The following is a 12897-nucleotide window of genomic DNA, read 5'->3' as shown; positions in this document are numbered from 1 at the left end:
GACTAGCTGATGGCAGACGAACCCAACACAATGACCGTCACACAGGCGGCTGAAGAGGCGGCGACTTTACGGCAAACGTTAAATGAATGGCGGCGGCAGTACTATGATGAAGACGCACCGAATGTTGAAGATAGTGTTTATGACCAAAAGTATGAACGCTTAGTCGAACTTGAACAACAATTTCCACAATTGGTCACGCCCGATTCGCCAACGCAATTAGTTGGTGGGACGGTCAAATCTGGTTTTGACAAAGTCACTCATGAGATTCCAATGTTGTCATTAGGCGACGTCTTCTCACAAGCCGAATTGCAGGAATTCGCGGACCGGTTGGAACAAAATGTCGGTCATGCGGTGGATTATAACTGTGAGTTGAAAATCGATGGGCTTGCGCTTTCCTTGCGTTATGAAGACGGGGTGCTCGTTCAAGGGTCTACTCGTGGTAATGGGACGGTCGGTGAAGACATCACGGCCAATATCAAGACGATCAAGTCGATTCCACAACGGTTGACCAAGCCATTGACGATTGACGTTCGGGGCGAATGTTATATGCCGAAAGCGGCGTTTGCAGCGTTGAACGAACGGCGAGAAGCAGCCGGTGAGCCGGTCTTCACTAATCCGCGGAATGCGGCAGCTGGGACGTTGCGGCAGTTAGATTCACGCGTGGTCGCCGAACGTCAGCTGAGTACCTTCATGTACAACATCGCCGACTACGAACCGCTTAAAGCCCGGACGCAGAGTGATATGTTGACGGAGTTTGCTGACTTGGGGTTTGCGATTAATCCTGACTTTAAGGTCGCCCATTCGATGAGCGAAGTCTTTGACTATATCGATCAGTATCAAAATGAACGACCAGAGTTGGCGTATGGTATCGATGGGATCGTCATCAAAGCCAATCCGTTACCACTACAACGGTCATTAGGTGCTACAGTCAAAGTGCCACGGTGGGCGATTGCGTACAAGTTCCCGCCCGATGAACAACCAACGACCCTGTTAGATGTTGAATGGACGGTTGGTCGGACGGGCGTCGTCACGCCAACTGCAGTGATGGAACCCGTTCAATTGGCGGGGACAACGGTCGCTCGTGCCTCTTTGCACAATCCGGATTACGTTGCGGCTAAGGACGTCCGCATCGGCGACACCGTCTTGTTGCACAAGGCTGGCGATATCATTCCCGAAATTTCATCGGTCGATTTAAAACAACGGCCAAAAGACGCGCAGCCGCTCGAGATTCCAACGGATTGTCCATCATGTGGCGCGCCACTTGTTCATTTGGAAGATGAAGTGGCGTTACGGTGCATTAATCCAAAGTGTCCGGCGCAAGTCCAAGAAGGGCTCGTCCATTTTGCCTCCCGTAATGCGATGAACATCGATGGCTTAGGGCCACGGATTATTGCCCAATTGTATACCAATCATCTGGTGGCGGATGTCGCTGATTTATATCGATTGACGAAGGACCAACTGTTAACTTTAGATAAAATAAAAGATAAATCTGCTGAAAAGCTCTTGACAGCAATTGACCGTAGCCGTGATAATTCACTTGAACGGTTATTGTTCGGCCTTGGTATTCGGCACGTTGGCGCGAAGGTGGCTCGCCTGATTGCGCAACATTTCGGCACCATTGAAGCGTTGATGGCGGCGAGTCAGGAAGAAATTGCGGCCATTGATTCGATGGGTGACGTGATTGCAAACGCCGTCGTTCAATATTTTGAGAGTGACGAAGTGCATACGTTGATCAGCGAATTGCAAGCCGTTAAGGTGAATACCACTTATCAAGGCCCTAGTGCCACCGTGGCAGAAGATAGTAATAGCTGGTTTGCAGGTAAACGGGTCGTTTTAACGGGTAAGCTGGAAAGCTTCACCCGTCCTGAAGCGACGCAATGGCTGCAAGCCCATGGTGCCACGGTAACGGGGAGCGTCTCGAAAAAGACCGACCTCGTCATTGCAGGTAGCGATGCCGGAAGTAAGTTGCAAAAAGCACAGCAGCTGGACATTACCGTATGGGATGAAGCCCGGTTCAGCGAAACAATGAGGGAGGATACACAAGCGTGAATGTCAAACGCATACGCACGATTGGTCTAGTAGCAATGGCTGCCATTGTTCTAGCCGCCTGCGGTAATTTAAAAAATTCATCATTTGGCTCGAGTAGTAGCAGTACCACGACGACTGGGACGAAAACGACCACGACGACTGGGACGACCGACAGCGAATTTTATCAAGGTGTGATCAAGAATGGTCGGTACCGCACGAGTAAGTCTCGTGGAATCGCCGCATCGCAAAATGATAACGTCATGAATTTGAAGAGCTTTGAAAGTGGCCTCTTGGACGTTTCTAAGAAGGTCTTTCCAACTAGCAAGTACGTCTTCCAAGAAGGCCAGTATTTGAGCTCGTCAACGGTCGAAAATTGGTTAGGCCGTAAATCAAGCAGTAATTCTGAAGGCTTGAACCCGAAGAGTAATGGTAAGACTGGGGAAACGACCCGGAATCCGATTTACTTACAACAGCTTGAAGAACAGGACTACATGGTCCAAAATGGGAGTAAGCTGTCCCTTGGCGGGGTCACGATCGGACTTGGAATGAACTCTGTCGATTACTATACCAAGGTTGAATATGGGGCGACCTATGAGACGAACATTTCAACGACTGAATTAACGGCACAAGGGAAGAAGATGGCTAACACTGTCTTACAACGTTTGCGTCAACGTTCAGCTTTGAAGAGTGTCCCAATCGTGTTAGCCCTCTATAAGCAATCATCCAACGATAGCTTAGTGGGCGGTGACATGATTGCCTACGCCGTGTCTAAGAATGGGTCGACATCGATTTCCAATTGGACCTCATTGAACTGGAAGAATTACGTCTTCCCAGCAACCTCAGAGTCTAAGAACTCGGGCGCTAATAGTAACGATGAATCAGACTTTAGTCAATTTAAGTCACATGTTCAGAACTTCTTCCCGAACTTGTCTGGTGTGACTGCCAATGCCCACTATAAAGACAAGTCGTTGAGCAAGTTAAGTGTCAACATTACCACTAAGTTCTACAGTGAGACTGAAATCATTAGCTTTACGCAGTACTTAGCGACCGCTGCAAAACGGTACTTGCCATCTGGGATTCCAGTGGAAATCACGGTCAAGAGTGCCAATGGCGATATCCAAAGTTTCTTAGCGCGGACTGCGAAGGGCAGCTCGTATTACACCCACGTCTTTAGTGACCAGGGCGACGATTAAATAATTAAGTAGATTTGAGAAAGAAGGAAATCTGATGGCTGAAGAACGGATTAATGCCGAACAAGTCCAACACGTTGCCAGTTTGGCAAAATTGGAATTTACACCAGACCAACTGGCGATGTTTACACCCCAATTGGAAAAAATCATCGGCATGTTCGAAGAATTGAGCAAGGTTGATACGACTGGCGTTCCCGTGACGTCACGGATGAGTGACCATACCAATACGTTACGTGAGGACGTGGCGGTCAAGAGTGATGAAGAACTACGGGAAGCGTTATTGAAGAACGCGCCAGAAACGGCCAATGGCTTGATCAAAGTGCCAGCAATTATTGATGAAAGTGGGGACGGTGAATAATGACTTATTTCGACCAAGATCTGACTAGTTTACATGCTGATTTAGTCGCCAAGAAAATCAGTGCGACCGAACTAGCCAAGGCCACTTTTGCCACGATGAATCAGGTTGACCCACAATTAGGGGCCTTCTTGAATTTAAATGAAGAACAGGCATTGCAACAAGCCGCAGCCTTAGACCAAAAAGGTATCGATGAAAACAATGTGTTTGCCGGAATTCCGATGGCGGTCAAGGATAACATTGTGACCAAGGACTTAACGACCACGGCAGCATCTAAGATGTTGGAAAACTTTGTGCCGGTCTATAACGCGACCGTTGTTGACAAATTATTAGCCAGCAACGCCTTAATCGTCGGTAAGACCAACATGGATGAATTTGCGATGGGTGGTTCGACGGAAACGTCAGCCTTCCACGTGACCCGTAATCCATGGGACATCAGTCGCGTTCCTGGTGGTTCATCGGGTGGTTCAGCCGTTGCGGTTGCTTCTGGACAAGTGCCAGTTGCACTCGGTTCTGATACTGGTGGTTCAATTCGTCAACCATCTTCATTCAACGGCATCGTTGGGATGAAACCAACGTACGGTCGGGTCTCACGCTGGGGGCTGATCGCGTTTGGCTCATCACTCGACCAAATCGGTCCAATGACGCGGACGGTCAAGGATAACGCGGCGGCCTTAAACATGATTGCCGGTAACGATGTTCATGATACGACCTCGTCACAACAAGCCGTACCAGATTTCACCGCTGGTTTGACTGGTGATATCAAGGGTATGAAGATTGGGTTGCCTAAGGAATACATGGGCGACGGTATTGATCCGAAGGTCCGCGAAGTCATCGAACAAGCCGTTAAACAATTCGAAGACTTAGGCGCGACCGTTGAAGAAGTCTCATTGCCAAATAGTCGCTATGGTGTGGCTGCATACTACATCATCGCGTCATCAGAAGCTTCATCTAACTTACAACGGTTTGATGGGATTCGTTACGGTTTCCGGGCGGAGGATGTCAAGAACTTGGAAGACGTCTATGTTCGTAGCCGTTCTGAAGGCTTCGGTGATGAAGTTAAGCGTCGGATCATGCTTGGAACGTTCTCGCTTTCAGCAGGGTACTACGATGCCTACTTCCACAAGGCCGGCCAAGTTCGGACGATGATTATTAATGATTTCAATAAGGTCTTTGAAGATTACGACCTCATCATGGGCCCAGTTGCACCAACGCCAGCGTTCAAGTTAGGCGATGAACTCTCAGACCCAATCACGATGTATATGAACGATGTCTTGACGATTCCGGTCAACTTGGCGGGATTGCCAGGGATGTCAGTGCCAGCTGGGTTTGCAGACGGGTTACCAGTTGGACTGCAATTAATCGGTAAGGCGTTTGATGAAGGTACGCTCTACAAGGCGGGTTATGCCTTTGAACAGGCGACCCAAGTCTACAAGCAAACCCCGAAAGTCGGAGGTGCTAACTAATGAATTTTGTAACCACGATTGGTTTGGAAGTCCACGTTGAATTAAAAACGAATTCCAAAATCTTTAGTCCTTCACCCGTGCAATTTGGTTCCGAACCAAATGCCAACACCAATGTGATCGATTGGGGATATCCTGGGGTACTGCCAACACCGAACAAGGGCGTTGTCGAAGCCGGAATCAAGGCCGCAACTGCCTTACACGCACAGATCGAGCACCATACGTACTTTGACCGTAAAAACTACTTCTATCCAGATAACCCTAAGGCCTACCAAATCACGCAGCATGAAAAGCCAATTGCGCATGATGGTTGGATCGAAATCGAAGTTGATGGTCAGAAGAAAAAAATCGGTATCGAAGAAATGCATATTGAAGAAGATGCCGGGAAGAACACCCACGAAAATGACTATTCCTATGTCGATTTGAACCGGCAAGGGACGCCATTGATCGAAATTGTTTCGAAGCCTGATATTGCGTCACCAGAGGAAGCTTATGCCTACTGTGAAGCATTGCGGCAACGGATTCAATTTACCGGTGTTTCGGATGTTAAGATGGAAGAAGGATCCATGCGGGTCGACGTTAACATTTCGATTCGGCCAGCCGGTTCGGATAAGTACGGTGTGAAGACCGAAATGAAGAACTTGAACTCCTTCAACTATGTCCGTAAATCGTTGGAATACGAGGAAAAGCGGCAACAACAAGTCTTAATGTCTGGCGGCAAGATTCAACAAGAGACACGTCGGTTTGACGAAACAACTGGTGAAACGATTTTAATGCGGGTCAAGGAAGGTAGCGATGATTACCGTTACTTCCCAGAACCTGATATTCCAGCCGTCAACATTGACGATGATTGGATTGCAGCGGTCAAAGCCACGATTCCAGAAATGCCTGGTTCACGGCGCGAACGTTACGTCAACGAATTTGGTTTGACGGCCTATGACGCGGGTGTTTTGACGCAGACTAAGGAAATGTCTGACTTCTTTGATGACACGGTCGCACAGGGTGCCGATCCTAAGTTGGCTTCGAACTACTTGCAAGGGGACGTCAACGCCTACTTGAACGAGCACAAGGTCGACTTGTCAGCGACTGAGTTAACGCCAGAACATTTGGCGGGCATGATTAAAATGATTACTGACGAGACGATTTCAAGTAAAATCGCCAAGAAGGTCTTCAAAGCAATTATGGCTGGTTCAGAACCCGTTCAATGGGTCAATGACAAGGGCTTAGTTCAATTGTCAGATCCAGCTAAGTTACAACCAATCGTTGATGACGTATTGGACAACAACCAACAATCAATCGACGACTTTAAGAATGGGAAAGACCGGGCTGTCGGCTTCCTCGTGGGTCAAATCATGAAGAAGACGCGTGGTCAGGCCAACCCGAAAGTGGTCAACCAATTATTAATGACGTCATTAAAAGCACGATAATTGCATCAAAAGGCACGGTAGCGTGTTGGGGTAGGTCGGTTAGGTCTTGGACCTGAATCACGATTCTATGACCAGTAGTTGGCACGACTAAGCACAGAACACTCGACCGTGCGAGCGGAGGAATAGGAAACATGCGTAAACGGGCACGACTTATTTACAACCCGACTTCTGGACGTGAGGCACTCGCCCACGATCTAGTTGAAATTCTTGGTATCTTTGAACAAGCTGGCTATGAGACCAGTGCGTTTGCGACGACGCCAGCCCCTAATTCAGCGGCTGACGAGGCGCGCCGGTGTGCCAAGGATGGGTTCGAACTGATTGTAGCAGCTGGTGGTGATGGGACCATCAATCAAGTAGTAAACGGGCTAGCTGGCTTAAAACGGCGGCCTAAGATGGCCATTATTCCGGCGGGTACGACCAATGATTATGCCCGGGCACTGCGGATTCCGCGAAATGATCCGGTCGCCGCGGCCAAGGTCGTTTTAAAGAACCAGACGGTCAAAATGGACATCGGTCAAGCCGGTGACCAATACTTCATCAACATTGCGGCTGGGGGCATGTTGACGGAATTGACTTACGACGTGCCATCACAATTGAAATCGATTTTCGGTTACGCCGCATACTTGGCCAAAGGGGCTGAGTTATTGCCACGCGTGAAACCGATTGAGATGGATCTGAAATATGATGGTGGCCATTATCAAGGCAAGGCGTCCATGTTCTTCTTAGCGCTGACGAATTCGGTGGGTGGCTTCGAACAGTTGGTGCCGGATGCCTCGCTCGACGACGGTAAGTTTACGATGATTATCGTTAAGACCAGTAATTTGGCCAAAATGCTCCACCTGATGACCTTAGTGCTCAATGGTGGGAAGCACATCAATGATCCAAGCATTATCTATGTCAAGACGAGCAAGGTCGTTGCTAAGCCAGCTGATAAGGACCGGTTGATGATTAATTTAGACGGGGAATACGGTGGTGATGCACCGATGACGTTCCGTAACTTGAAGCAACACATTGAAATGTTTGCCGATACGGACCGCATCCCTGATGAAGCAATCACCGACACTGATCCAGAATTAGAAGATGCAGAACGGCACTTCGTTTCGGCCGTCGACCAGTTGCCAGCCGCAACTGAGGACGACGAAAAAACAGAATAACTTGCTTAAATTACCGTTTACCGATACAATGGTGGACGGTAATTTTTTTAAGAGTGTTCATCAGGACGGTTTGCCGGTGAGCATTGCCTAGCTAGTTGATTATTGCGGTTTTTGCAATGGTCAACTAGCGTAGCAAGCGGAGGCGGCAATCCTGATGAACACGTTTCGACAGTAAGGCTAGGACGAGACTGAGCTAGTTGATTATTGCGGTTTTTGCAATGGTCAACTGGCGTAGCAAGCGGAGTGCACAGCTGAAGGTTGCACGTTTCGACAGTAAGGCTAGGACGAGACCGAGTGAGTTGATGGTTGCGGTTTTTGCAAGTATCAACTAGCGTAGCAAGCGGAGGCGGCAGTCCTGATGAACACGTTTCGACAGTAAGGCTAGGACGAGACCGAGTGAGTTGATGGTTGCGGTTTTTGCAAGTATCAACTAGCGTAGCAAGCGGAGGCGGCAATCCTGATGAACACGTTTCGACAATAAGACTAGGACGAGACCGAGCGAGTTGATTATTGCGGTTTTGGCAATGGTCAACTGGCGTAGCAAGCGGAGGCGGCAGTCCTGATGAACACTTTTCGACAGCAAGGCTAGGACGGGGCGTGTGAAGTGAAATGATGCAGTTTCGACCCCAAAACGAGTGCACGTGCAGCTTAGCAATATGACCTGCAACCCGTTTGAACGCCTGGTAGTACAGTTATATCCAGCCAAACAGACAATCAAAAGAACCCACAAAGAAAGCAAGAGGAAACCAATGAAAGTTAATTTACCAGTGCATAAGGGTGACGTGTTAGATGTCACCATCATGGACTTAACGTATCAAGGCATGGGAGTTGCTAAAGTTGATAACTACCCGATTTTTATTGAAAATGCCTTACCGGAAGAAAAAATCACGGTCAAAGTGACGAAGACGACAAAGAATTTTGCCTTCGGGGAAGTTGAAAAGATCAACCAAGTTAGCCCACACCGGGTCAATCCAAAGGGCCGCGTTTATCGGCAGACTGGGATTGCGCCATTGCAACACCTAGAATACAGTGAACAGCTGAAATTCAAACAACATCAGGTCGCTGAATTATTCGCTAAAGTGCACATGGATGATGTTGAAGTCTTGCCAACGATTGGGATGGACAATCCGACCCAGTATCGGAATAAGGCGCAAGTACCTGTTCGCCAGGTTCAGGGGCAATTGACGACTGGTTTTTACAAGAAGAACAGTCATCAATTAATGCCAATTGAAGATTATTACATTCAGGATCCTGAAATTGATAAGGCAATCGTGGTCGTACGTGACATTTTGCGGAAGTATCACGAAGCAGCCTATGACGAATTCCATCACAGTGGTACGATTCGGACGATTATGGTTCGTCGGGGCTACTACAGCCACGAAATGATGGTCGTTATCGTCACTCGGACGAAGCATCTACCAATGGCTGACGTGGTCACACAAGAGATTCAAGCCGCCTTACCAGAAGTGGTCAGTGTGATTCAAAACGTTAACTCAAAGAAGACTAACGTGATTTTAGGGCCAGTTAACAACGTGTTAGCAGGAAAGTCGACAATTGATGACCAATTATTAGGATTGACGTTTGCTATTTCGGCACAATCATTCTACCAGGTCAATCCACAACAGACTGAAAAACTGTATCAATTGGCGATTGACCGCGCTGGATTGACGGGTAATGAAACGGTGATTGACGCTTATTCCGGTATCGGAACCATTTCACTGACGATGGCGCAACATGCTAAGCAGGTGTATGGGGTCGAAATTGTTCCCGCTGCGATTGATAATGCTCGCCAGAACGCGGATAAGAATGGTATCACGAATGCCAAGTTTGTGCTGGATAGCGCTGAAAAAGCGATGGCTAAGTGGCAAGCGGATGGTATCAAGCCAGACGTGATCGTCGTTGATCCACCACGCAAGGGTCTGGACGCTGACTTCATCAAGAGCGCCGGCGAAATGGCACCAAAACGGGTCGTTTACATTAGTTGTAACCCATCGACCTTAGTTCGCGACGTTCAACGGTTTGCGGAATACGGGTACCAGATCAGTGCACCAGTTCAACCTGTAGACCAGTTCCCACAGACGCCGCATATTGAATCGGTGACGGTGCTGGAACGTAAAGAAAAATAGTTTTTTGAATGCCGGTATAAAGGTATTCATGATAGCTGAAAAGTGTGCCAGTTCCGTTTTTGTTGACGGAAATTGGTACACTTTTTTTGTTGTCACGATTGACGATGCTTTTCTTGTAATTGTTGGTGTACTTGTTCGGCTGTGTAGGTCTTACCATGCTTAAAGTCATCGAAGCCTTTTTGAATTTTTTGATCAAATTGTTCTGTCGTTAAAGTCGAGGCATCTAATGGGTGATGATGAAGCTTGACTTCAAAAGGGATGCCTTGTTGTTCCACCACTTGTTGTAGAAACATACTGAGTGCTGTTGACATCGGAATTTGAAGTTTGTCTAATACATCTTCAGCCTGGTTCTTCAGTTCTGGGCTGACTCTAGTGAAAACGCTGGCTGTTTTCTTGATTGGCTTTGCCATATTAATTACCTCCACATTCAAGTTGTTGATGTGACATTATCTTTTTTGCAATCTAATAGCAAGCATTTGCAATCATTTCGTCAGTGAACTCGTCCAGTGTAAATAGTGTGAGTACTATCTTCATTTATGGTGCAAGCTAACCACATAATTATGATTCAAAAGGTGGTATTACAGACGGTACGGGCGTATAGTCTTGAGGAGGAGCTAGTGCAGCATGTTGGGAAGTAGCCTTTAATTTTTTTCGTTGACTATTCTCCAGTACGTAACGGTTAGGTATCGGCATGAGAATAGCCGCGATTCGTTTTTTCTCAGATTGTACCTGAAGTTCTAGTTTCAAGACAGCTCTATATAGGGCCTTTTGCTGGTCTATTTGTATGGAATAGTTTGTTTAAAAGGCGAGTATCAAGTTATAATCATAAGCAATTATTACAAATGATGAGTAATTCACGAAGAGGTGATAGTCATGAAAACGACAAAAACTAGACGGCAGGGTAATGCGATTACGCTAACGGTTCCTGAATCATTCAAGATTGGTGTTGGTGTAACGGTTAGGCCACATCTAACCGATTATGGTATCTTTTATGAATTTGCTCAGGACGATGACTGCTTAGACTTTAGTGAAAACATTCTTCAGGATTTGGTTCATCAAGGGTACGAAGGCCAAGAATTAATCACCCAGTTCAAAAAGATGAAAAAGCAGTTGCCTAAAGCGATGGATCGTCTAATTGAAGATTCGGACGATGGCGTAACAATGACTAAAGAGGAAGCTGCTAAGGCAATTGGCCTGTAAATTCATCCCTGAAAATGAGTAATGATGAAGCCAATAAAACCAGTCTTTTTGGACAATATTTACGATGATATTGCCAGCGCCCCCTGATGTTGGATCACGCAACAAGGACAGTTTAAGAATATTATTGTGCCAACTTGGTCTAGCAATTAAAGCTAGACTTTTTAATTACAATTACTATGAACTAAGCATCCTAGTGACGCTAGTAGCAGCGCCTTGTTGCCCTCAGTAATTGAAACTGACCACAATCACATAAATTGTTTGGCCCTAGCAGAAATAGTCCGTGAAAAGGGCTACAATGGACCTATACTATAGTGAACGTGAAAGGATGTTTCCTTTGAAATTAGATGATCTGATTGACCCGTTTGTTAATGCTGAAGATGGTATGATCTACTACTACCGTCGTTCAACGGATGAGATTGTGGTACTAGTAAATGATCATTTTGCGGATGACGACAGCAATGATAAATTAGCAGAAGCCATTGATGACAATCGTGATGACTATGTGAGTTTTCCAACTGAGATCGACATTCACGATTATCAGATTATGAGGGATTATGTTGATCAAGTGGCCGATGATCGTCAAAGAGAGCGGCTAGAACAAGCAATCAGTGGCCGAGGCGCCTTTCGTAGATTTCGGTCAACAATTGAACAACTTGGTTTATTAGAGCAATGGTATGATTTTGAAGCGCAAGCCTATCACGATATGGCCGTTGAGTGGTGCCACGAAAATGACGTGCCATATGAAGAATAGGGGAGTCTTTGTAAGCGTGAATGTTTGCGATGATTTTAGGCAGTTGGTGTTGATTTAGCCACTTACAAATTGGTTATCACCCTTAGCCAGTTAGCGACAACTAATACACTAAAAACAAAAATGCTTATGTGACAATTCATCAAGATTACGCTTGGTTGAATTTTTTCGGTGTGGGTCAGTTGGCTATTTGAATTTCAATAAGTACCCCCGTAAATAATTGTATTTATTGGTCAATTATTAAACGCAAACGCCATCGAATATCTTAAAATAAATAAAAAATAAGCGTTTTATCCCGGTTTTTGCGCAGTATGGGTTATAATGAAACACGAAATAAACCAAAAAACGGGGGAGCATAATGGTAAAGAGAAGAACACTAACACAAGCAAAAGTATTAGCGACAGCTAATCAGTTAATTGAGAGTAAGGGTATTAACGGATTAACGATTCGTGACTTAGCGTTAGTTTTGGATGTCCGGCCACAATCCATTTATAATTATGTTGATAGCCTGAGTGATCTATTGGATCAGGTCGGCCTCCAATTTGTTCAAAATGTGGCTGATAGGTTGACTGAAAAAATTGCCAATGTTGATGGCGATGAAGCCTTGATGGCCTTTGCACAGGAATTTCGGGCGGCCTGTGTTCAACATCAACGTTTGGCACCGCTATTACTGGATTTGAATGACAACTTGAAGATTCCACGCTCACGTAAAGCAATCGTGCAGTTGTATCAAATGATGTTTAAACCTTTACAATTGGACGACTCAGCGCGGGTTGAAAATACGTTGTACCGGTCGACTTTATTCGGCTTCATCATTCAGGAAATCGGTGGCTTTTTCAAAATGAGCGGGACAGAACTTGATGAACGTTTTACAAAGGTCATGCAGCTGGCAATTGACCAGACGCATTTACCAGCGGATGAAACTAACGATTAATGATAATCACGGCTATCCATATCGGGTGGCCGTTTTTTTATTCGGTCAAAATGCAAAACGCCTGCCAACTTTGTGGGACACGTCACGGATGGCGAGTGCCGTAATAACACAAAAATGGGCAGGCAGTCACAGAAGCGTGTTGGCGCTGTCAGCCTTGGTTGTGAAGCACGTGCGCAGCTTCTAGCCCCATGGCAATCAGTTTGATAGTATCGTAATCATAATGAAAAGATTAATTTTACAATGGAAAGCATAAATTCGGGCGTTTTTTTCGC

At 46.3% G+C, this 12897-nt stretch carries 11 protein-coding genes; 10 read left to right on the top strand and 1 reads right to left on the bottom strand.

Annotated features, from left to right (window positions below):
* Positions 1-9: 9 nt before the first annotated feature.
* The 7 genes from ligA to rlmD all read left to right on the top strand — a co-directional run bounded on the left by ligA (position 10) and on the right by rlmD (position 9743).
* Positions 10-2049, top strand: a complete 2040-nt coding sequence (gene ligA / locus KGF70_RS07240) for an NAD-dependent DNA ligase LigA (protein ID WP_216769218.1) — start codon at positions 10-12, stop codon at positions 2047-2049.
* Entirely contained in the window at positions 2046-3221 is a 1176-nt protein-coding gene (locus tag KGF70_RS07235; protein WP_082230257.1) for a CamS family sex pheromone protein, read from the top strand. Before ligA ends, KGF70_RS07235 begins: the two co-directional genes overlap by 4 nt.
* 34 nt (positions 3222-3255) lie before the next feature.
* Positions 3256-3576: an Asp-tRNA(Asn)/Glu-tRNA(Gln) amidotransferase subunit GatC gene (gene gatC, locus KGF70_RS07230; protein WP_050338913.1), complete on the top strand. Its 321-nt coding sequence runs from the start codon at positions 3256-3258 to the stop codon at positions 3574-3576.
* Positions 3576-5039 carry an Asp-tRNA(Asn)/Glu-tRNA(Gln) amidotransferase subunit GatA gene (gatA, locus tag KGF70_RS07225; protein ID WP_216769217.1) on the top strand — a complete coding sequence of 488 codons (1464 nt, stop codon included), beginning with the start codon at positions 3576-3578 and terminating at the stop codon, positions 5037-5039. The genes gatC and gatA overlap by 1 nt, the downstream gene beginning before the upstream one ends.
* Positions 5039-6463 carry an Asp-tRNA(Asn)/Glu-tRNA(Gln) amidotransferase subunit GatB gene (gatB, locus tag KGF70_RS07220; protein WP_216769216.1) on the top strand — a complete coding sequence of 475 codons (1425 nt, stop codon included), beginning with the start codon at positions 5039-5041 and terminating at the stop codon, positions 6461-6463. Before gatA ends, gatB begins: the two co-directional genes overlap by 1 nt.
* Positions 6464-6594: 131 nt before the next feature.
* Positions 6595-7617 (top strand): diacylglycerol kinase, encoded by a 1023-nt coding sequence (locus tag KGF70_RS07215; protein ID WP_003638157.1) that lies wholly within the window; start codon positions 6595-6597, stop codon positions 7615-7617.
* Positions 7618-8366: 749 nt separating this feature from the next.
* Positions 8367-9743 carry a 23S rRNA (uracil(1939)-C(5))-methyltransferase RlmD gene (gene rlmD / locus KGF70_RS07210; protein ID WP_105921476.1) on the top strand — a complete coding sequence of 459 codons (1377 nt, stop codon included), beginning with the start codon at positions 8367-8369 and terminating at the stop codon, positions 9741-9743.
* 92 nt (positions 9744-9835) lie between these two features.
* On the opposite strand, the gene KGF70_RS07205 is transcribed toward rlmD, so the two are convergent.
* The gene (locus tag KGF70_RS07205) at positions 9836-10153 is read right to left on the bottom strand and encodes a type II toxin-antitoxin system RelB/DinJ family antitoxin (protein WP_181185387.1); all 318 of its coding nucleotides are present in this window, start codon (positions 10151-10153) and stop codon (positions 9836-9838) included.
* A 463-nt stretch (positions 10154-10616) separates the two neighbouring features.
* On the opposite strand from KGF70_RS07205, the gene KGF70_RS07200 reads away from it, so the two are divergent.
* From KGF70_RS07200 to KGF70_RS07190, 3 genes are all read left to right on the top strand, one after another.
* Complete coding sequence (locus KGF70_RS07200) at positions 10617-10943, top strand: toxin-antitoxin system (RefSeq protein ID WP_216769215.1); 327 nt, start codon at positions 10617-10619, stop codon at positions 10941-10943.
* Between the two features lie 334 nt (positions 10944-11277).
* A complete protein-coding gene (locus KGF70_RS07195) occupies positions 11278-11694 on the top strand; it encodes a UPF0158 family protein (RefSeq protein ID WP_216769214.1) in 417 nt (138 codons plus the stop codon).
* 355 nt (positions 11695-12049) lie between these two features.
* Positions 12050-12625 (top strand): TetR/AcrR family transcriptional regulator, encoded by a 576-nt coding sequence (locus tag KGF70_RS07190; protein ID WP_056952189.1) that lies wholly within the window; start codon positions 12050-12052, stop codon positions 12623-12625.
* Positions 12626-12897 lie beyond the last annotated feature (272 nt).

The sequence above is a fragment of the Lactiplantibacillus sp. 7.2.4 genome (assembly GCF_018991185.1).
GTDB classification, from domain to species: domain Bacteria; phylum Bacillota; class Bacilli; order Lactobacillales; family Lactobacillaceae; genus Lactiplantibacillus; species Lactiplantibacillus pentosus.
Note: the sequence above shows the minus strand (reverse complement) of the source record. Positions and strands in the feature narration are given on the sequence as shown.

Excerpts from the sequence above, each read along its gene's own strand:
- KGF70_RS07215 (WP_003638157.1), top strand. The coding sequence starts at position 6,595 with ATGCGTAAACGGGCACGACTTATTTACAACCCGACTTCTGGACGTGAG.
- KGF70_RS07190 (WP_056952189.1), top strand. The coding sequence starts at position 12,050 with ATGGTAAAGAGAAGAACACTAACACAAGCAAAAGTATTAGCGACAGCT.
- ligA (WP_216769218.1), top strand. The coding sequence starts at position 10 with ATGGCAGACGAACCCAACACAATGACCGTCACACAGGCGGCTGAAGAG.
- gatC (WP_050338913.1), top strand. The coding sequence starts at position 3,256 with ATGGCTGAAGAACGGATTAATGCCGAACAAGTCCAACACGTTGCCAGT.
- gatB (WP_216769216.1), top strand. The coding sequence starts at position 5,039 with ATGAATTTTGTAACCACGATTGGTTTGGAAGTCCACGTTGAATTAAAA.
- KGF70_RS07200 (WP_216769215.1), top strand. The coding sequence starts at position 10,617 with ATGAAAACGACAAAAACTAGACGGCAGGGTAATGCGATTACGCTAACG.
- KGF70_RS07205 (WP_181185387.1), bottom strand. The coding sequence starts at position 10,153 with ATGGCAAAGCCAATCAAGAAAACAGCCAGCGTTTTCACTAGAGTCAGC.
- rlmD (WP_105921476.1), top strand. The coding sequence starts at position 8,367 with ATGAAAGTTAATTTACCAGTGCATAAGGGTGACGTGTTAGATGTCACC.
- gatA (WP_216769217.1), top strand. The coding sequence starts at position 3,576 with ATGACTTATTTCGACCAAGATCTGACTAGTTTACATGCTGATTTAGTC.